We start from the raw sequence: 19,986 nt of genomic DNA, 5'->3' as shown, positions 1-19,986 counted from the left end.
ATGGAGTACATCGCCGTCCTTGCGCCGTCAGTGGTTGTTGGATTGATCTTTTGGTTTGCCATGAAGTCGATCTTCAATGCGGACAAATCCGAGCGTCAGGCAGAAGCCCGCGCCCAGGCTGAAGCGAATTCGAAAAATTCCGGACCGGCACCCGAAGGACCGGCCACTAAATAGGCCCTAAATGGGTTCCGCGGCTAACGGAATCGAATTGTGCTTTGACGTGCGTGCTTGCCGTGAACGATAATCAACAAAGGAATCCGGGGAATTTCTGATTATCCAACCCTCCAAAAGAGAGGCAACTCATGGCACAGAAAGTAAAAATCATCCTCGTCGATGACCTGGATGAAGGGGCTGCGGATGAAACTGTCCGCTTCGGCCTGGATGGCGTGAGCTACGAGATGGACTTGTCCACGGCAAACGCAGAGTCACTTCGGAAGGCCCTGGAACCTTACGTCGCCAAGGCCCGGAAGACGTCTTCCGGTCGAGCCACAAGGGGCCGCGCTACAGCTGCCCGTAGCCAGGATTCAGCACAGATCCGGCAGTGGGCCCGCGATAACGGTTACACGGTCAACAGTCGCGGACGTATTCAGGCTGAAATTCAGGAAGCCTACCAAAAGGCCAATTCCTGATTCACCGCTTCAATGCCCCGGCAGTCTCTGCCGGGGCATTGGTTGTTTAAAGTGTGTGCAAAGGTGGCTGCGGCGTTCTTCAGTGGCGCGGAAAATTTCACGGGCCGGTGCAGCCCTTGAAGGGTCGGATAACTTGCGCAATAAGGGATATCACACCCCTTGAATCGAGGGCTCCATCAAATGCTTCCGGCCGGAACCGGGTGGGGATGGACTAGCGCGATTGGCAGGATGTCATCGTCGCCCGCCCGGGTCAAGGGGAACGGGCCAATTTATTCCTGCGGGGCGTCATGTTTCCCCTGTGGCGAACACGCCCCAAAAGTGCCCCTCCGGCACGTAGCATCAAAGTACGTCGTAGCTAGGAGTGTGGCGAAATGTTTGAGAGATTTACGGACCGTGCCCGTCGCGTGGTCGTCCTTGCCCAAGAAGAGGCACGGATGCTCAACCACAATTACATCGGTACCGAGCACATCCTCTTGGGTCTGATCCACGAGGGTGAAGGCGTTGCTGCCAAGGCGCTCGAGTCCCTGAGCATTTCGCTCGATGGCGTTCGCGAGCAGGTGCAGGAGATCATCGGCCAGGGCCAGCAAGCCCCGTCCGGTCACATCCCCTTCACGCCCCGCGCCAAGAAGGTGCTGGAGCTCTCGCTCCGCGAAGCACTGCAGCTCGGCCACAACTACATCGGTACTGAGCACATCCTGCTCGGCCTCATTCGCGAAGGCGAAGGCGTGGCCGCCCAGGTGCTGGTGAAGCTTGGTGCAGACCTGAACCGGGTCCGCCAGCAGGTCATCCAGCTGCTCTCCGGTTACCAGGGCAAGGAGACCGCAGGCAGCGGCTCCGGTCAGGGACAGCCGGAAGGTACCCCTGCCGGCTCGGTGGTGCTTGACCAGTTCGGCCGCAACCTCACCCAGGCTGCCCGGGAAAACAAGCTCGATCCTGTGATCGGACGCGAGCAGGAGATGGAACGCGTCATGCAGGTCCTCTCCCGCCGTACAAAGAACAACCCCGTGCTGATTGGCGAGCCCGGCGTCGGTAAGACTGCCGTCGTCGAAGGCCTTGCCCAGGCGATCGTGCGTGGCGATGTCCCGGAGACCATCAAGGACAAGCAGCTGTACACGCTTGACCTTGGCTCACTGGTGGCTGGTTCCCGTTACCGCGGTGACTTCGAAGAGCGCCTGAAGAAGGTCCTCAAGGAAATCCGCACCCGCGGCGACATCATCCTCTTCATCGACGAGATCCACACCCTCGTTGGTGCAGGTGCTGCCGAAGGCGCCATCGACGCTGCGTCCATCCTGAAGCCAATGCTTGCCCGTGGTGAACTCCAGACCATTGGTGCCACCACGCTGGATGAGTACCGCAAGCACATTGAGAAGGACGCCGCTCTTGAGCGCCGCTTCCAGCCGATCCAGGTCAAGGAACCTTCCGTCGCACACGCGATCGAGATCCTCAAGGGCCTGCGTGACCGCTACGAGGCACACCACCGCGTAACGATTACCGACGGCGCCCTCGCCTCCGCTGCGCAGCTGGCCGAACGCTACATCTCGGACCGCTTCCTGCCGGACAAGGCGATCGACCTCATCGATGAGGCAGGCGCCCGCCTGCGCATCCGCCGCATGACCGCTCCGCCGGAGCTCAAGGCCATGGATGAGCGTATTGCCGAGGTCAAGATGGAGAAGGAATCTGCCATCGACGCCCAGGACTTTGAGGGTGCTGCCTCACTGCGCGACAAGGAGCAGAAGCTCATTGCCGAACGCGCGGAGAAGGAACGCAACTGGAAGTCCGGCGGTATGGACGACATCTCCGAGGTTGACGAAGATCTGATTGCCGAAGTTCTTGCGAACTCCACGGGCATCCCGGTCTTCAAGCTCACCGAGGAAGAATCCTCGCGTCTGCTCAAGATGGAAGACGAACTGCACAAGCGCGTCGTCGGCCAGAACGAGGCCATCAAGGCGCTGTCGCAGGCCATCCGCCGTACCCGTGCCGGCTTGAAGGACCCCAAGCGTCCCGGTGGCTCGTTCATCTTCGCCGGCCCCACAGGCGTCGGTAAGACCGAGCTTGCCAAGGCACTTGCCGAGTTCCTGTTCGGTGAAGAGGACGCCCTCATCACGCTGGACATGTCCGAGTACTCCGAGAAGCACACGGTTTCGCGTCTCTTCGGTGCGCCTCCGGGCTACGTCGGTTACGAGGAAGGCGGCCAGCTGACCGAGAAGGTCCGTCGTCGTCCGTTCTCCGTGGTCCTGTTCGATGAAGTTGAGAAGGCCCACGCGGACCTGTTCAACTCGCTGCTGCAGATTCTGGAAGACGGCCGCCTGACCGATTCCCAGGGCCGCGTGGTGGACTTCAAGAACACGGTGATCATCATGACCACCAACCTTGGTACCCGCGACATCTCCAAGAGCGTGGCCACGGGCTTCCAGTCCGGCACGGACACTCAGACCGGCTACAACCGCATGCGGGCACGGGTCACGGAGGAGCTCAAGCAGCACTTCCGCCCCGAGTTCCTCAACCGTGTTGACGACGTCGTGGTGTTCCCGCAGCTGACGCAGGACGAGATCATCGAGATCGTGGACCTGTTCGTCACCCGTCTGGAGCGTCGCCTCAAGGACAAGGACATGGGCATCGAGCTCACGCCCGCTGCCAAGGTTCTTCTGGCCACGCGTGGCTACGATCCCGCCATGGGTGCGCGGCCTCTGCGCCGCACCATCCAGCGCGAGATCGAGGACCAACTGTCCGAGAAGATCCTGTTCGGCGAACTTCACTCCGGCGACATCGTTGTGGTGGACGTCGATGGTGAAGGCGACGAAGCCAAGTTCACGTTTGAAGGCAACGCCAAGCCGCGTATCCCGGAGATCGCTCCCACCGCGTAAGCGCAACAGCACTAAGCCCCGCCCGCTCCAGCAATGGAGCAGGCGGGGCTTTTGCGTTGACGCTTGCCGGGTTCTTGTACAGGTAATGCCCATAAGGTGGCTTCATAAGGGCGTTATCTGTACAAAAACTCCGAAGAAGGGAAGTGGGACGGCATGCGCGTACTCATGGTGGCTCCAGGCACTCGGGGTGATGTTGCGCCCATGGCCGGGCTCGGGAGTCGCCTGCAGGGGCTGGGCTTCGAAGTGGCGATTGCTGCCAACCCCGCTTACGCCCCGTTGGTTGTGGACTCCGGATGTGAGTTCCGGCCATTGGCAGGTGACCTGACAGAGCTGATCAAGCAACCAGCCCCCGGCGCCAAGGCGTCCGGCGGCCTGCTCACCTTCTGGCGGAAGCTCGGCGAGTACATGGAGAGTGCCGCCACCGGAACGCTGGCCGCTGCCGAAGCCGGCGCTGACGTCATCCTGGCCAATTCCGTGGCCCCTTATGCGTACGACATTGCCGAGGCCTTCGGTATTCCTGCCCTGGGCGCCCACTTGCAGCCCACGGAGCCGAGCGCGGCATATCCGCCGGTCATCATGAATTCGGCGAGAAGCCTCGGTGCGTGGGGAAACAAAATTATCGGAGAGCGCGCGGCGGCCGGACCGGCTCCCTACGATGCCCCCAGTGCGCGTCTTCGAAAAGAACTTGGTCTCGGCAAGCTGAGCCGGGCTGCCGGAGAACGCGCTCGGAGGAAGGCGGGGGCAGCAATTCTTCACGGCATCAGCCCGACGGTTCTGCCCCGGCCCGCTGACTGGCATCCCGGCCTGGTAATGGCCGGATATTGGTGGCCCGTTGTCAGTCCGGACTGGCAACCGCCCGCGGACCTTGTGGACTTCCTCGCGGACGGTCCGGCGCCTGTCTTTGTGGGGTTCGGTAGCAGCGCCCATATTGATCCCGGCTTCATTCTGGAGGCTACGCGCCGGGCGGGAGTCCGGGCTATTGTGCAAGGTGCGAACGGTGGTGTGGGTGGCATCCTCGGTGACGATGCGATCAGCGTCGGAGGTATTCCGCATGAGTGGCTGTTCCCGCGGGTGGCGGCGGTAGTTCACCATGCCGGAGCTGGAACGACGGCGGCCGGATTGCGGGCCGGCGTGCCAACGGTTGGCGTCCCTGTGTACACGGACCAGCCGCTTTGGGCTTCCCGGGTTGCGTCGTTGGGTGCGGGTCCTGCGCCCATCCCGTACAAGAAACTCAGTCCCGAATCATTGGGTGATGCCATCAAGGCGGCCGTCACGAGGGGGTCGTATGCTGCCCACGCGCAGCATGTGGCAGCGGGCATCGCGAGGGAGGACGGAACTGTTCCGGTGGTCGCCGCGTTGCGGAATCTCCCAACCACGGTGCACTAGTGCGTGTTTCAAACGGCCATAATGCTCGCTGCGCTGGCCCGCTTGGGTGCTGACCGGTGCGGGTGGTTGGGTGCGTGCGCGGTTTGGGGGCGCTGGCTCTTGGTTGGATCCGGGATATGTGAAAGTACTGTTTCACTGTAAGTGAACCCCACTGTGATCGACGGCACATTCCGTGTTGAATCGGAGAATGGACTCTGCTGACACTCACACCCAGGGCGAGCAGCCCGAAACTCCTTTTCACGACCTTGACCACTATCTCTCCATCCCACGGGTTGGTGGCCTCACCCTGAGCCCCGATGGCACACGACTGGTTACCACCGTGACCACGCTGAACAGCAAGGGAACCGGGTTCGCTACTGCGCTGTGGGAGATCGACCCCACGGGCCAGAACCACGCACGCCGCATCACGCGCAGTTCCAAGGGCGAGGCCGGTGCCGTCTTCGCCGCCAACGGCGACCTGTACTTCACGTCGGCGCGTCCCGATCCGGACAGCCCCGACGCCGATCCCGTCAACGCGCTGTGGTTGCTCCCGGCCGACGGGGGAGAAGCCCGCGTTGTGCACTCAAGGGCCGGCGGTATCAGTGCTGTCATGGCCGCGAAGGATGCAGACGCCACCTTCATCAACGCCGAGGTCCTGGCGGGCTCCGCGGACGAGGACAACGACGAGGAACGCCGGAAGGCCCGCAAAGACAACAAGGTTTCTGCCATCCTCCACAGCGGCTACCCGGTGCGATATTGGGATGCCGACCTTGGCCCGGCCGAGCCGCGGCTCTTCGCGGTGGAGCAGGGCGAGGAGAGGGAGCCCGGAAAGCCTTCCACGGTGGACGCCGCGGCGCCACTCAAGCTGCGCAACCTGACGCCCGGCGTCGGCGGCTCGCTGCGCGAGGCCAAAACCGTAGTCAGCCCGGACGGCAAGACCATCTATACGAGTATGACCAAGGCGCTCGCGAAAGCCGACAGCCGCGAGGTGCTGGCCGCCGTCGACGTCGCCACCGGCGCCGTGAAGGTGCTTTTGGACCATGAGGGAATGAGCTACTTCCCGGGTCCCGTCAGCCCGGACAACGGCACGCTGGTAGTGGAGAGCGAGAGCGACACCACGCCCACGCAAGCTCCCCAAGTGAAGCTGCACCTCCTGAACGTTGCTGGCGGCGAGATCACGGACCTTGAACCGCTGGCGCACCAGTGGGACCGCTGGGCCACTGCGCTCGCCTGGCTTCCGGACGGCAGCGCCATCCTGGCTAAAGCGGACGACGACGGCGCGTCGCCGGTTTTCCGGATTGACGTCACTGACGGTGGCGTTACGCGGGTGACGGCAGATGCCGCCGCCTACTCCGACGTCGTTCTTTCTCCCGATGGAACCACCGCCTATGCCCTGCGGAGCTCTTACGAGTTCCCCGCCGAAGCCGTGCGGATCAACCTCGCCACCGGAGAGACTGTCCGCTTGCAGGCCCCGGCTGCGCGGCCCGAATACAAGGGTCGGCTGGAGCGGATTGAGACCGTTGCGGAAGACGGCTCGCGTGTGCCGGCCTACCTGGCGCTCCCGGAAAATGCGGCCCCTGAAAGCCCGGCGCCGCTCCTGCTCTGGATCCACGGTGGTCCGTTGGGCTCGTGGAACGCGTGGACGTGGCGGTGGAACCCCTGGCTGCTGGTTGCCAAGGGCTACGCCGTGTTGCTGCCCGATCCTGCCCTTTCCACCGGCTACGGCCAGGAATTCATCCAGCGCGGATGGGGTGAGTGGGGCAAAAAGCCCTTCACCGACCTCATGGCCATCACGGATGCGGCGGTGGAGCGTCCGGACATTGATGAATCCCGGACGGCAGCCATGGGTGGCTCCTTTGGCGGCTACATGGCCAACTGGGTGGCTGGCCAGACTGACCGCTTCAAGGCAATCGTGACCCACGCCAGCCTGTGGGCGCTTGATCAGTTTGGTCCCACCACCGACGCGGCCCAGTATTGGCTGAAGGAAATGACGGTGGAGATGGCCATGGCGAACTCGCCGCACCTGAACGTGGGCAACATCAAGACACCCATGCTGGTGATCCACGGCGACAAGGACTACCGGGTGCCCATCGGCGAGGGCCTGCGCCTCTGGTACGAACTCCTGTCCTCCTCGCAGCTGCCCGCAGATGAGAACGGCCAGAGCCCGCACCGCTTCCTCTACTTCCCGGACGAGAACCACTGGATCCTGCAACCGCAGCACGCGAAGGTTTGGTACGGCGTGGTTGAGCACTTCCTGGCCAAGCAGGTGCTGGGCGAGGAACTTCCGGTACCGGAGGAACTGGGGCTGTAACACCGCGGGGGCGGAGGCTGGGGAGAAGATCCTTCCTCGTTAGGATGGGGGAGTGAATCCGACCTTCAGCCTCCGCCCTGCCCGCACCAGCGATGTGGCGGCCATCAAGAGGCTTGTGGCTCCCTTGGCCGAGGAGCGGATCCTCATGGCCAAGGAGACTGTGGCTTATTACGAAAGCCTGCAGGAATTCCGGATCGCCGAATCCGAGGATGGCGAGGTGATCGGCTGCGGTGCCTTGCACGTCATGTGGGAAGACCTGGCCGAAATACGCACGCTCGCTGCAGCCGACTCCTGGCGAGGGCGCGGCGTGGGACATGTCTTGGTGGAGAACCTGCTGGAAGAAGCACGTGCCCTCGGGGTCAGACGCGTCTTCTGCCTGACGTTCGAGGTGGACTTCTTCAAGCGACATGGCTTCGAAGTGATGGCGGACCAATCCGCCGTAGACCCGCAGGTGTATTCCGAACTGCTGCGCTCGCATGATGAGGGCGTGGCGGAGTTCCTGGATCTTGCCCGCGTGAAGCCAAACACCTTGGGTAACACCCGCATGATCAAGCAGCTCTAAGGCTGCCCAAAAACACCCTCTCGCTGCACGCCTTTGCGTGTTGTTCAACCCTGCCCGATTATGGGTGATTTAATACCCCTTCTTTTATATCCAGTTGATGGATAAACTGATGGAGGCTTGCTGGGGAAGCTTCCACCACATCGGTCAATTGAGAGAAGATCATGCAGTCCCACGCGTCCTTTTCAGATGTTTCAGAACTCCAACTCAGCGTGCGCGGTCCAGTGTTCACGCCTGCCGATCCCGGCTTCGCCGCCGAAGTAGCGGCCTTCAATTTGTCCACGCAACACCAGCCGGATCTTGCCTTCGGCGCCCTCGACGCAGAGGACGTCTCAGCGGCGGTTCGCTGGGCAGCGGAACGTGGAATGCCCGTTTCCGTCCAATCCACCGGCCACGGTGCCACCAACGCCATTGAAGGTGGGCTGCTGATCAGCACCCGCCGCATGCTGGAGCTCAGCATTGATCCATTGGAGAAGACAGCCCGGGTTGGCGCGGGGGTCCGCTGGAAGGCTGTGGTGGATCTCGCCGCGACCTTCGGTTTGATGGGGCTGTGCGGTTCCACTACTGACGTAGGCGTGGTGGGCTACACCCTGGGCGGTGGCCTGCCGATCCTTGGCCGCAAGTATGGCTTCGCCTCGGACCACGTCATCGCCTTCGAGCTGGTCACGGCAGATGGCACCCACCGTAGGGTGACCAAGGATGAGAACCCGGAGCTTTTCTACCTCCTGCGCGGCGGCAAGGGCAATCTTGGCATCGTCACCGCCATGGAATTCCACCTCTTTCCGGCGGCCGATCTCTATGCGGGTGGGGTTTACTTCGACGGCGGGTATGCCCCTGAAGTACTGGGGGCGTTCAGGGAATGGGTGCCATCGCTGCCCGTAGAGGCGTCGGCGTCCATGGCCTTCCTCCGTCTTCCGGACATGGAGATGATTCCGGAACCCTTGCGCGGAAAATTCGTCATCCATCTCCGCTACGCCTTCCAAGGAGACCTGGCAACCGCGGCGGAGTTACTTGAGCCCATGCGCCACTGCGCTCCGTTAATGATGGATGCCACGGGACCCTTGGACGCCACCCAATTCGACACGATCCACCAGGATCCGGATCAGCCGGTGCCGGTGCGGGAGCACGGCTTCCTGCTGGATCGGCTGGACGACCAAGCCGCGGACACCTTGTTGCGGCACTTTGGTCCCGGTGTGGAAAGTCCTGTTTTGCTGGCAGAGATCCGTCTTCTGGGTGGGGCGCTGGCCAAGAGTTCAGAGGGCGAGGACATTGTGGGTGGGCGCGATGCAGCGTTCAGTTTCTTCATGGGTGCGATCGCTGTTCCCCCGGTGCTCGATGTGCTGCCGGCAGTCTTCAACGCTGTCCATGAAGATCTTCGTCCCGCTGCGAATGCCGGCACGTTCGTCAACCTGCACGGCCACTTTGTGGATGCCGAAGACCGGGAACGGCCTTGGCTGCCCAGCGCACGTGAGCGGCTCCGGAAGGCGAAAGCGGAGCTGGATCCGAAGAACATGTTCAGCTTTGGCCACGTAGTGGGGCTCCCGGTGATCGACCAGACCGTGCTGCTTGAAGACGTTGTGACCGCCGGCGGCGACGCCGTCCTGAACAGTTAAGCGGTGCGGACCATGAACAGTCGCGTCACGTTTCCCGACTTCTCCGCTTTTCAAATCGACATTCCGCACGGATCGTGGCCCCATGAAGCCTCGTGGACGGGTGACCGCCACTCTGATCCGGATCTCTATTCAGCCTTCTGGCCCGAATACCGGGCCAGGGACGAGGCTGAGGCGGTGACGCCGCCTCCTGCCGGTGACTAGTGCTTTTCGAAAGAACGAGCAGTTGGAAGGGGCAGCCACTATGGGCTGCCCCTTCCACCCTTTAAGTACCTTCGTGCCACCACAAGGCCTACCCTGTCCCGGCCCGCCGGTAGTAGGGTCAGAGCACCAGCCACAGCACGCCCAGGAGCATCCAATGAAAAAGCTCATCAATGATCCACGCGCCGTGGTGGACGAGTCCGTTGAAGGTTTCGGCATGGCACATGCCGACATCGTGGACGTCCATCCGGAGCCCAAATTCGTCGTCCGGAAAGGTGCGCCGGTAGCGGGCAAAGTTGCCTTGGTATCCGGTGGTGGAAGTGGCCACGAGCCACTGCATGCAGGTTTTGTCGGGCTTGGAATGCTCGACGCCGCCGTCCCCGGCGCAGTCTTCACCTCGCCCACGCCCGACCAGATCATCCCGGCGACCGTCGCGGTGGACTCAGGTGCCGGCGTCGTACATATCGTCAAGAACTACACCGGCGACGTCCTGAACTTCGAGACCGCGGCCGAGATGGCGCAGGCCGAAGGCGTGCATGTGCGTTCGGTGCTGGTGAATGACGACGTCGCGGTGGAGGATTCGCTGTACACGGCCGGTCGCCGTGGTGTGGGTGGGACTGTCATGGTTGAGAAGATCGCGGGTGCCTCCGCCCAGCGAGGCGACGATCTTGACACGGTCACCGCCATTGCCGAGCGCGTAGTGGCCAACGTGCGGACCATGGGTGTCGCCCTGTCCGGATGCACGGTACCGCATGCCGGTACGCCCAGCTTCGAGCTGGCGGACGACGAGATCGAGATTGGCATTGGCATCCATGGTGAGCCTGGCCGGCACAGGATCGCCATGGAGAGTGCCGACGCCATTACGGACCGGCTACTGGAGCCCGTCCTCGAGGACCTCGCCGTGGCGTCCGGAGACAAAGTGCTGCTGTTCGTCAACGGTATGGGCGGCACGCCCCAAAGTGAGTTGTACATCGTCTACAGGCGTGCGGCGCAGGTGCTGGCCGAGCGCGGGGTCACTGTGGAACGGTCCCTGGTGGGCAATTACGTCACGTCCCTGGAAATGCAGGGTTGTTCCGTGTCCGTGCTGCGCCTGGATGACGAGCTGACGCGGCTCTGGGATGCGCCCGTCCACACCGCCGCGCTGCGGTGGGGTGCCTGAGCATGGCGTTGGACGTTAATTGGGCCTTGGACTGGTTGAAGCTCTCCGCCCAAGCCATGGCGGAACACCGCGTGGAGCTGATTGAACTGGACCGGGCAATCGGCGACTCGGACCACGGCGAAAACATGGATCGAGGTTTTCAAGCTGTGCTCCAGAAGCTCGACGAGACGCCGCCGGAGAGCCCGGGTGCGGCGCTCAAGGCTACCGCGATGGCACTCATGTCCAAGGTGGGCGGCGCCGCCGGGCCGTTGTATGGCACCGCGTATCTCCGGGCCGCCACCTCGTTGGGGGATGCCGCCACCGTGGACTCCGAGGCCTTGGCAGCAGCGCTGGAGGCCGCCCGTGATGGTGTAGTGGCCAGGGGCAAGGCCGAACTAGGTGACAAGACCATGATTGACGCGTGGACGCCGGCCGTGGAGGCAGCCCGGAAGGCGGCGTCGGATGGTGCAGATCCGGTAGGCGTCCTGGAGGCAGCTGCAGAAGCGGCGGAGACCGGGGCCGCGGCCACCGATCCGCTGATTGCACGCAAAGGCAGGGCCAGCTACTTGGGGGAGCGCAGTGCAGGTCATCGCGACCCCGGCGCCGCCTCCACCGCGCTGCTCCTTCGAGCCGCCGCGGCCGCGGCGGCCGGCTCTGCCGGTGATGCTGGAACCGACGCCGTATGACCGTTGGGATTGTGGTGGTCTCTCACAGCAGCAAGATCGCCGAGGGTGCCGTGGAACTCGCCGCCCAAATGGCACCCGACGTGGACCTCGTCGCCGCCGGAGGTACGGACGACGACAGGATCGGAACCAGCCTGGAGAAGGTGCTGGCCGCCGTCGAGCAGTCCCTGGTTGATTCGGGAGGTGACGGCGTGGTGGTGCTGACTGATCTGGGGTCCGCTGTCATGACAGCTGAATCCGCCATGGAGTTCGCCAGTGACCCCGATGCCGTACTTCTTGCCGATGCACCCCTGGTTGAAGGGCTGGTTGCCGCCGCGGTGGCTGCCCAGGGCGGCGCCGGCGCGGACGATGTGCGGCAGGCGGCTGAGGCCGTGGGCTTCCGGGCCGCTACGCTGGCAGGTTCACCGGCCGCCGGACAAGCTGCGGGACCTGGCGCAGGAGCGCCGGAGGCAAGCGGCGAGTTCGAGCTCATCAACCCCCTCGGCATGCACGCGCGCCCGGCCGCGAAGATCGCGGGCGGGCTATCCGGGCTGGACGCCGAGGTGACTGTAAACGGCGTCGACGGCATGTCCATTATGGCGCTGATGGCGCTCGCCGCCGGCAAGGGCTCCATTCTCAGGGTGGAGGCGGGCGGCAAGGACGCAGTGAAGGCCGTTGAGTACGTGAAGCGCTTGGTGGAGGACGGATTTGGCGAGCTCCAGGCAAGCTGATTTACCGTCAAATATTGCTAAGTATGCTGATTAGTGATGTTGTAGAGGTACAAGGTTCCTACGACGAAAGAGGTGCGACCATGGGTGCAGACGACAAGTTGGAGAATGCCGGCGAGAAGCTTGGCGGCAAGGCCAAGGAAGCTGCAGGCAAGTTGACTGACGACAAGGGCCTCGAAGCTGAAGGCAAAGGCGACCAGGTGAAAGCAGACCTCAAGGGCGCCGGCGAGAAGGTGAAGGACGCCTTCAAGAAGGACTAGGAATGTGGACAGGGCCGCTGCGGATGCAGCGGCCCTGTCTTGTTATGTGGGGCCTCGTATCGAGGCGCGCTATCTGATGGAGGAATTATCGTGAACATATTGGTAAAACTTTTCGGCCTTGCGGTAAGCCTCGGTGCAGGTGCCCTCGCGAACAAGACGCTGGAGGGCCTTTGGGAGAAGAAGACCGGCAAGCCCGCCCCCAAGGACGGGACCGATCTCAACGACTCCCTGCCCGGTGTGCTGGTGTTCGCGGTTGTATCCGCCGGCGTTGGCGCAATCGTTCACGTTCTCACCCAGCGGGGCACCAAGAGTGCCCTGGCCCGCATGAAGAAAACCGCAGACGAGGTCTAAGAACATGGCAATAGCTAAATTTCCGAGTGTGGTCATCGATTGTCCCGATCCCGCTGTGCTCGCCGCCTTCTATGGCGAACTCTTCGGCTGGGAAGTAGAGGACAAGGGCGACTGGTTCGACATTCGTCCTGGCGACGGCAGCAACTGCATCTCCTTCCAGCAGGTGGAGGTGTATCAGGCTCCCGTGTGGCCAGGGCAAACCATCCCGCAGCAAATGCACCTGGACATGGTGGTGGAAGATCTGGACAAGGGTGAGGAAGTTGCCCTCTCGCTGGGCGCCACCAAGGCCGATCACCAGCCCGGCGAAACGTTCAGGGTATTCCTGGACCCCGCCGGGCACCCGTTCTGCCTTTGCCTCAGTTAGCCCTGCTGCGCAGCCCACTCCTCCACTCGGCGGTTGCTCTCTTCCTCCGAGAGGTCCTCAACCCGGGTCATGATGGACCAGCGAACACCGAACGGATCGCGGATGCTCGCGTAGCGGTCACCTGAGACGAACGTGGTCAGAGGCTCCCGGACGGTTGCGCCCGCTTGCTCTGCCTTCCGGACAAGGCCGTCTGCATCGGGGCAGTACAGGCCCAGCGAGTAACAGTCGTCCTCGCCCGACGGTGCCGGGACCAGGTGGTAGTCCGGGCTGGGTTCCCCGAGTTGAAGGTGGCCGTTGCCGAAGTCCAGTTCGGCGTGGACCACCACTCCGCCCATCTCGGTCTCACCGACCACCCGGGCCCCGAATACGTCACGGTAGAAGGCGATGGCTGCCTTGGCGTTGGGCACGGCAAGGAACGGTGTGAGGCTGGTCAGTCCGTTCGGGATGCCGTGCGTGGTGTACTGGCCGGTGGCTGCTTCAGTGCTTGTAGTATCTGTCATGGTTATGACGCTACGTACCTGGCAGGGTCCGGCGCTTGGAGATTCGCGACGGATTTTCTCGATGGGTGGTTTCCTGGGGAGGCTCCAATGAAGGATTCGTTCAAAGGCATCCTCTATCCCGCGCGGCTACCCACCTTCCACCGCTTTCCCGCGCCCGGGGCAGTGGCGGACCTGGTGGAATGGTTCTGGATTCCCGAGTGGGACATCGAGCCCGGCCGTTCGTCCCGCCAGCACGTGATCCCATACCCGACGTCCAATCTGGTGGTGCAGCCCGCTGATGTGATCTTCTCGGGACCCACAACCCGCGCCGCTTACCGTGACCTGACCGGTAAAGGCTGGGCCGTAGGTGCCTTGCTGCGTCCGGCAGCCGTACCGCTCTTCACGGATGCTCCGGGAACTCTTCGGGACACGGAAGTGGGCGTGGAGTTGGGGGAACTGCATGCGGCTGTTGCGGGCGCCATGGCCACGCGTCGCGGCGAAGCAACGCACGACGACGGCACTCACCGCCGGCGGGCAGTGGAGGCCTTCGCTGCCTGGCTGGCTTCCTTGGATGGTGCGCTCTCCGAAGAGGCTTTGCTTGCCAACCGGATGATGGACGTCATCGCATCAGGCCCGGAGGTGGTGCTGATCGAGGACGCAGCGTCACGCCTTGCGGTGTCCCCGCGAACATTGCAACGGATCGCCAGGAAGTATGTCGGGTTGAGTCCCTCCGCCCTTATCCGGCGCCGAAGACTCCAGGATGCGGCCGAGCGCGCCCGGTCCGAGCCCACAGCGGACCTTGCCGCGATCGCCGTCGAACTTGGCTACGCGGACCATGCGCACCTGACGAACGACTTCCAGAAGTACTTGGGCTTTACGCCGAGTACGTATCGGAGGTCAGCTGGGGCTGCGGAGCCCTGACGGCCGGCACCAAAGGTTCGGTTGGCGCTGCGGTGACGTCCGGCGACGGGTCCTCCCCGCGAAACGCTGCCAGCATGGCATCGCGATCGAACTGCCCCTCCCATTTGGACACCACGAAGGTGGCAACGCAGTTGCCGAGCAGGTTGACCACAACGCGCATTGAGTCCATCAAGCGGTCGGCTCCCAGCAGGAGGGCAACTCCCGCCACCGGGAAGATGCCCAGGGCCCCAGCTGTGGCGGAGAGGGCAAGGAATGCGGAGCCGGGCACGCCGGCCATGCCCTTGGACGTGAGCATCAGGATGCCGAGCGCTGCCAGTTGCTGACCCAGATCCAGGTTGTGGCCAAAGGCCTGGGCCAGGAAAAGGAGGGAGATGGAAAGGTAGAGTGCCGCGCCATCCAGGTTGAACGAGTACCCGGTGGGCACCACCAGTCCCGTGGTTGCCCGCGAACAGCCGGCGTTGGTCAGTTTGGTCATGATCCGGGGGAGTACGGATTCTGTGGAGGCCGTGCCCAAAGCAAGCATGAATTCTTCGCGGGAGTATTTGATGAACTGCCACAGCGGAACGCGCGGATAGACCCAGGCCACCACAAACAGCAAGCCAATGAAGACCAACGCCGAGCCGTAGCACGCTGCCACCAGCAGGGCATAGGTGCTCAGCGAACTGAGCCCGTACTGGCCGATGATGAAGGCCATGGCACCGAAGGCGCCCACCGGAGCAACACGCATGACCCAGGACATGATCTTGAAGAAGAGTTCCAGCGTCGTCTCCATGAGGTCTATGACGGGCTTGCACTTCTCGCGGCCCACCACCACGATGGCCGCGCCGAAGAAGACTGCGAAGCACAGGACCTGCAGCAGGGTGTTCGACGCGAACGCCCCCACCACGCTGGTGGGGATGATGCCCAGCAGGAACTGTCCCGCATCCTTGGGTGGCGCGGTGGTGGTTTTGGCGTTAACGGCATCCTCGGACAGGGACGCAGGGTCAATATTCAGGCCTGCGCCCGGCTGCACGATGTTGGCAACCACCAGTCCAAAGGCCAGGGCAAAAAGTGTGGCCGCGGTGAAGTAGATCAACGCCTTGACGCCTACCCGGCCGACAGATTTCACGTCCCCCACAGCAGAGATCCCCGTGACGATGACCAGGAAGATCAGCGGTGCGATGATCATTTTGATGAGCTGAATGAAGCCATCGCCCAGTGGACGAAGCGCGGAACCAACACTCGGCCACAGGTAGCCAATGGCGATGCCCAACACCACGGCCACCAGGATTTGGAAGAACAAGGATTTGTACAGTGGCTTTTTCGCTGCCGGGGCTGCCGGGGGTGCTGCGGATGCGGGGATCTTCAAGTGGGCGCCTATCTGTGCGGTGGCCGCGGTGGGTTGCGGCCGGGATCACACAAGACGCTATGAGGGCCTTGTTTCCGAATTGCTAATTCCGGAGACCCGTTGTGTTTAATATCGGAATCAAGTTTTCATCATGCGGAAAACTATGATGCCTGCAGGGGGTGGCAGGCCTCTGCCAGAACCTCCTGTGGCTTGGCGACGGGTTTGTGGTTTTGGTCCAGAAACAGTCTGTAGGACACCACGCGCTCGCTTGCAGCTCCGGTGGCACACTCGCACCGGTAGGCGTGCGCCATCCAAGGTCCGCCCAGCAACGCCTGCATCCAGGCATCGCATTCGGCCAAGGGGAGGGCTGCTGGATGTCCTGTGTCCTTGCTGTGCGCGGCCATGGACACCGTGAGGCATGTTCCCTCCGGGGCGGGCCCTACGGCGAACCACCCCAGCTCCACCGTCTCGGCAACGATGGTCAGGCTGACGTTCTCATCGTCGAATGACGGCAAAGGGCCCAGTCGGTGTTGGCGGCGGCCGCGATGCCCAAGGTCCTGGCTCCGCGCGGATGGAGTCAGGGCCTCGCGGAATTGGTGGAGGCTCCCGCCGTGCCTGTTGTTGATTCTGGTGCTGAGGTCCAGGGCCAGCGACCAGTCTGCCGGGGTGGCCTGTGGACTGTTTGTGCTGCGCACTTCGCCTCCAGGGATTAGCCCCCGCTGTCCGCCCGGGGTGACACGAGACTACCGGGAGGCGCCGCATGCCGCTAGGGAAAGACGGTGTGGATTCCAGCAGGTGACGGCTACGTCTGGCTCAGGCCGGCCGCATCCAGCACTGCGCCGGCAGAAATGACGCGGCCGCATTGCTCTCCGTACGGGTACGCGCCCTTCGGCGTAAACGTCAGCGTGCGCAGGGGCAAGGCTGCGCCCGCCGGCGATGTGCCGCTTACGGTTGCCTCGATGGGTGACTCGGAGAGCCAGGGCATTTCCAGGAAGCCCTGCAACGTCCCATCAAGTGACGGGGTGGCTGAACACACGCCCTCCGGCGAGCAACCCTGGTCCACGGCAACTGATCCCGGATGCAGTACCAGCTCTTTGTCCGTGCACGTACCATCCTGGCAGGCCTTGAGCCGAAGCGAGCCAACCTGGTTCGCGTAGCTTGCTGCAACAGTCAGGGATACCCCGGCGACATGACCAATGGCCGGGCACGCTACAGCCTCCGGATAACAGCCCGGAAGCAGTGCCGCCGTGCCGGCAAGGGTCAACGCCAATCCGATTCTGCCCATGCTTCAGGGTAAGACTGCCTGGACATGGTGTCTCCGGCAATCCGAAATCGGACCTTTCATCGTTATGGGCCGGGATGCTCCGTTGCGGAACCGATACCGATCCCGGGGCCACTACGCCGGAAGCCGCAAACCGCCGTCGTGCATCTCTGCCAAACCGTCCACCAACAGGCCGTCAAGTGCCCGCTCCAGCTGCTCCGGGGCCGAGTTGAGGCGGTGCAGCGCAGCCAGGGGAATTCCGATGCCTGACGGAGCGAATCCGAGGTCGGCCGGCGCCTGCTCGAACATCTCGCGGGGCACGGGGGAGGCAGCCTCGCGCAGGACGGCCATCACGGCACCCCTGACCTGCCGGTCGGTGCCGTGCCAGGACTGTCCCTTGGGCGTGTACGACGGCGGCGGCTCACCGGCGGCGAGCCAGGCACAGCTTGGCCGGACGGGACAGTCAGCGCACTTGGGATTGCGGGCCGTACACATCATGGCGCCGAGTTCCATGACGGACGCATTCCACCGCACGGATAATTCCTGATCCTGGGGCAGGAGTGCCTCGGCCAAGCGCATCTCCGCGGCGGTCAAGGCCGGTGCTGGCAGCGCACTGCCGGAGATGAGCCGCGCATGGACGCGCCGGATGTTGGTGTCCACCACGGTCTCGCGGCGCCCGAAAGCAAAAGCGGCGACGGCGGCAGCTGTGTAACTGCCGACGCCCGGGAGGCCCAGGAGCTCGGCGTGGTTGTCAGGAACCCTGCCGCCGTGCTGCTCGCGGATGGCGACGGCGGCCGCGTGCAGCCGCAGTGCGCGGCGCGGATAGCCCAACCGGCCCCAATGGCGTACAGCTGCGCCCGACGGTTCGTCGGCAAGGTGGGCGGGGGTGGGCCAGCGCTCCATCCAGTCACGCCACACAGGGAGAACCCTAACCACCGGCGTCTGTTGGAGCATCACTTCGCTGACCAGGATGCCCCACGGAGTACAGTCCGGCTCACGCCACGGCAGGTCGCGGGCGGCCCCGGCGAACCACTGATCAAGGGCTTCATGGAGGCCTGTCAGTTGGCCTGAATCGGGAAGTGTCATGCTGCCCTCCACTGTAGTGGATTCCGGCACTGCGGGAATCGGTGGAAAGCCCAGCCCGGCTACAAATCAGAGTGTGGTCCTTGCCCGGCGGCTAGTGTGTCATGTTCAGCGTCACCGTGGTGCCCTTTCCCGGGCTGCTTTCAAGGTCTATCTGTCCGCCGTGAGCCTCAACGATTGCTTTGCTGATGGACAGTCCCAAGCCGGCACCCGGGATGGCGGTCTTCATGGCTTGGTCGGATCGGAAGAATTTTGTGAATGCCTGTTCTTGCTCTTCCGGGGTCATACCCAAGCCTTGATCGCTGATGGAGCAGATGAACCCGCCGTTTTGCCTTCTGAGGGCAACAGTGACTTCACTGCCCCGGGGCGAGAACTTGATGGCATTGGACAGCAATTGCTCAACCGCCCGGGTGAACTGACCCGCATCCACCTCGGCCTCAACCCCGGCATCGATCTGCTCATGAATGACGATGCCTTTGGCGCTCGCCTCCTGTTCGGCAGCTCGGCTGGCTCTGTCCATCAGCTGGGAGAGATTGGCCGGTTTCCGCCGAATTTCCAGGTCCTCCGAGGCCACCAGCAGGAGATCATTGATCAGAGTCAGGAGGCGTTGCGCGTTTCGCTCGATAACGCGCAGGTACGCGGGGTTCGGTTCATCGTCCAGGAGCTGCAGGTAGCCGAGCATGGACGTCAGTGGGGTTCGAAGTTCGTGCGAGACAGTTGCCACGAACTTGTCCTTCGCTTCAAGCGCTGTGACCAACGCTGTGACGTCGGTGAAGGCCAGGACTGAACCTTTGATCCGGCCGTCGCCGTCATGAAATTGCCTGGCAGCGACGGAAAAGATCATCTGCGGGTTGTTATTGCCTACGCGTATCAGTTTGTTGGTGAAACTGCGCCCGGACATGGCAAGTCCTGCCGGGCTGTCGGAGAGTTCCGTGATGCCATCCGACGTGAGGAAGGGGTTATCGCCCGGGATCTGCTGGGCGGACTTCCGGTCCATTCGAAAACGGTGGTTGGTCAGAATATCGTCGCCGTTGGCGTCCATTGCCCACACTCCGACGTTCACAGTTTCCAGCACAGCGTCAAGAAGCTGTTGATGGTCCTGGGTGGCTTTGTGAAGGCGGACAAGCTCCCTGTCTTTCCGGATCTGGATGTCCCTGTGCCTGACCACCACGCCTGCCACCAGATGGGCTGTCAGGGCAACCCCTGCCAGGATGACCGGGACCACAATCATCCGAATGAGCTCGGCCCGCTCCACCAGGTGTCCCAATATGTAGGGAGATGCGATGATCCCGGCCAAAGGTCCCGCGATGGCGAGGATCAAGCGTGTGACACTGGCACTGACGGCGAGCCAAATCACCGGGAAAACCATCAGAAGCGTGACCACACTGAGGACGGGACCCCCGAGCTCCCGGGTCAGACCGAGGACCAGGAAGTCTGCCAACGGAATGAGGACAAAACTCCAGGGAGGAAGTTTGTTCCACGGCAAAGCAACACAAGCAACAAGCATCAGCACATGAACCGCCAGCGTTAACTGGAAGGCTGCATCGGCCATTGTTTCGGGGCTGAAGAGAAGAACAAAGAGGATGATCAAGCCCATTGCCAACGTCAGGGGCAGCTGGCACAAGAAAATGGCTTTACGTCTGCCGATGTTGCCGAAGAAATCGTCCAATGGCATGAAAACGGATGTGTCCTGCATGATCTCCAGCCCTCTCCCCCGAAGCAGCCCAAATACAGGCTCGATGCCAATAGCCACAGCATACTCACCGGGGACGGGCCGGCACTTGGTTTTCCCTGGCTCTTTTGTGGCTCTCCGTAACCACGCTTGTTCACCCCCATGGCCGACGTCACACAGCCCCGGATTGGGCCGCTGCGG

At 62.9% G+C, this 19,986-nt stretch carries 21 protein-coding genes; 15 read left to right on the top strand and 6 right to left on the bottom strand.

Features of this window, described 5'->3' with window-relative positions; translation table 11 throughout:
• From BMY91_RS23195 to BMY91_RS17035, 14 genes are all read left to right on the top strand, one after another.
• A complete protein-coding gene (locus BMY91_RS23195) occupies positions 1–174 on the top strand; it encodes a hypothetical protein (RefSeq protein WP_175538763.1) in 174 nt (57 codons plus the stop codon).
• A gap of 128 nt (positions 175–302) precedes the next feature.
• Positions 303–629, top strand: coding sequence for a histone-like nucleoid-structuring protein Lsr2 (locus BMY91_RS17095; protein ID WP_090824033.1), 327 nt, complete (start codon positions 303–305; stop codon positions 627–629).
• A gap of 371 nt (positions 630–1,000) precedes the next feature.
• Complete coding sequence (locus tag BMY91_RS17090) at positions 1,001–3,493, top strand: ATP-dependent Clp protease ATP-binding subunit (RefSeq protein WP_090824030.1); 2,493 nt, start codon at positions 1,001–1,003, stop codon at positions 3,491–3,493.
• Positions 3,494–3,646: 153 nt separating this feature from the next.
• Positions 3,647–4,879 (top strand): glycosyltransferase, encoded by a 1,233-nt coding sequence (locus BMY91_RS17085; RefSeq protein ID WP_090824029.1) that lies wholly within the window; start codon positions 3,647–3,649, stop codon positions 4,877–4,879.
• A 187-nt stretch (positions 4,880–5,066) separates the two neighbouring features.
• Positions 5,067–7,169 (top strand): S9 family peptidase, encoded by a 2,103-nt coding sequence (locus BMY91_RS17080; protein ID WP_177179939.1) that lies wholly within the window; start codon positions 5,067–5,069, stop codon positions 7,167–7,169.
• A gap of 52 nt (positions 7,170–7,221) precedes the next feature.
• Positions 7,222–7,731, top strand: coding sequence for an amino-acid N-acetyltransferase (locus BMY91_RS17075; RefSeq protein ID WP_090824025.1), 510 nt, complete (start codon positions 7,222–7,224; stop codon positions 7,729–7,731).
• Between the two features lie 161 nt (positions 7,732–7,892).
• On the top strand, positions 7,893–9,341 hold the full coding sequence (locus BMY91_RS17070; protein ID WP_090824023.1) for an FAD-binding oxidoreductase: 1,449 nt from the start codon (positions 7,893–7,895) through the stop codon (positions 9,339–9,341).
• Positions 9,342–9,353: 12 nt separating this feature from the next.
• Positions 9,354–9,542, top strand: a complete 189-nt coding sequence (locus BMY91_RS17065) for a hypothetical protein (RefSeq protein ID WP_090824101.1) — start codon at positions 9,354–9,356, stop codon at positions 9,540–9,542.
• Between the two features lie 154 nt (positions 9,543–9,696).
• Positions 9,697–10,698, top strand: coding sequence for a dihydroxyacetone kinase subunit DhaK (dhaK, locus tag BMY91_RS17060; RefSeq protein WP_090824021.1), 1,002 nt, complete (start codon positions 9,697–9,699; stop codon positions 10,696–10,698).
• Between the two features lie 2 nt (positions 10,699–10,700).
• A complete protein-coding gene (gene dhaL, locus BMY91_RS17055; RefSeq protein ID WP_090824019.1) occupies positions 10,701–11,363 on the top strand; it encodes a dihydroxyacetone kinase subunit DhaL in 663 nt (220 codons plus the stop codon).
• Entirely contained in the window at positions 11,360–12,070 is a 711-nt protein-coding gene (dhaM, locus tag BMY91_RS17050) for a dihydroxyacetone kinase phosphoryl donor subunit DhaM (RefSeq protein ID WP_090824017.1), read from the top strand. The genes dhaL and dhaM overlap by 4 nt, the downstream gene beginning before the upstream one ends.
• An 80-nt stretch (positions 12,071–12,150) precedes the next feature.
• Positions 12,151–12,327 (top strand): CsbD family protein, encoded by a 177-nt coding sequence (locus BMY91_RS17045; protein ID WP_090824015.1) that lies wholly within the window; start codon positions 12,151–12,153, stop codon positions 12,325–12,327.
• Between the two features lie 90 nt (positions 12,328–12,417).
• Positions 12,418–12,678, top strand: coding sequence for a DUF4235 domain-containing protein (locus tag BMY91_RS17040; RefSeq protein WP_090824014.1), 261 nt, complete (start codon positions 12,418–12,420; stop codon positions 12,676–12,678).
• 4 nt (positions 12,679–12,682) lie between these two features.
• Positions 12,683–13,042 carry a VOC family protein gene (locus BMY91_RS17035; RefSeq protein ID WP_090824012.1) on the top strand — a complete coding sequence of 120 codons (360 nt, stop codon included), beginning with the start codon at positions 12,683–12,685 and terminating at the stop codon, positions 13,040–13,042.
• Here BMY91_RS17035 and BMY91_RS17030 read toward each other — a convergent pair.
• Positions 13,039–13,542: a VOC family protein gene (locus BMY91_RS17030; protein WP_090824011.1), complete on the bottom strand. Its 504-nt coding sequence runs from the start codon at positions 13,540–13,542 to the stop codon at positions 13,039–13,041. The two genes, BMY91_RS17035 and BMY91_RS17030, sit on opposite strands and share 4 nt — an antisense overlap.
• Positions 13,543–13,629: 87 nt before the next feature.
• Here BMY91_RS17030 and BMY91_RS17025 point away from each other — a divergent pair, with 87 nt between their 5' ends.
• On the top strand, positions 13,630–14,442 hold the full coding sequence (locus tag BMY91_RS17025; RefSeq protein ID WP_090824009.1) for an AraC family transcriptional regulator: 813 nt from the start codon (positions 13,630–13,632) through the stop codon (positions 14,440–14,442).
• On the opposite strand, the gene BMY91_RS17020 is transcribed toward BMY91_RS17025, so the two are convergent.
• From BMY91_RS17020 to BMY91_RS17000, 5 genes are all read right to left on the bottom strand, one after another.
• Positions 14,396–15,790, bottom strand: coding sequence for a cation:dicarboxylate symporter family transporter (locus BMY91_RS17020; protein ID WP_256212801.1), 1,395 nt, complete (start codon positions 15,788–15,790; stop codon positions 14,396–14,398). The two genes, BMY91_RS17025 and BMY91_RS17020, sit on opposite strands and share 47 nt — an antisense overlap.
• 140 nt (positions 15,791–15,930) lie before the next feature.
• Positions 15,931–16,464, bottom strand: coding sequence for a hypothetical protein (locus BMY91_RS17015; RefSeq protein ID WP_090824007.1), 534 nt, complete (start codon positions 16,462–16,464; stop codon positions 15,931–15,933).
• Between the two features lie 107 nt (positions 16,465–16,571).
• The gene (locus BMY91_RS17010) at positions 16,572–17,054 is read right to left on the bottom strand and encodes a hypothetical protein (RefSeq protein ID WP_090824005.1); all 483 of its coding nucleotides are present in this window, start codon (positions 17,052–17,054) and stop codon (positions 16,572–16,574) included.
• A gap of 111 nt (positions 17,055–17,165) precedes the next feature.
• Positions 17,166–18,116 (bottom strand): HhH-GPD family protein, encoded by a 951-nt coding sequence (locus BMY91_RS17005; RefSeq protein ID WP_090824003.1) that lies wholly within the window; start codon positions 18,114–18,116, stop codon positions 17,166–17,168.
• Between the two features lie 91 nt (positions 18,117–18,207).
• Positions 18,208–19,809 carry a sensor histidine kinase gene (locus tag BMY91_RS17000; RefSeq protein ID WP_090824001.1) on the bottom strand — a complete coding sequence of 534 codons (1,602 nt, stop codon included), beginning with the start codon at positions 19,807–19,809 and terminating at the stop codon, positions 18,208–18,210.
• Positions 19,810–19,986: the final 177 nt, after the last annotated feature.

The sequence above is a fragment of the Arthrobacter sp. yr096 genome (assembly GCF_900108925.1).
Classification (GTDB): domain Bacteria; phylum Actinomycetota; class Actinomycetes; order Actinomycetales; family Micrococcaceae; genus Arthrobacter.
This window is presented reverse-complemented; position numbering and strand designations above follow the sequence as displayed.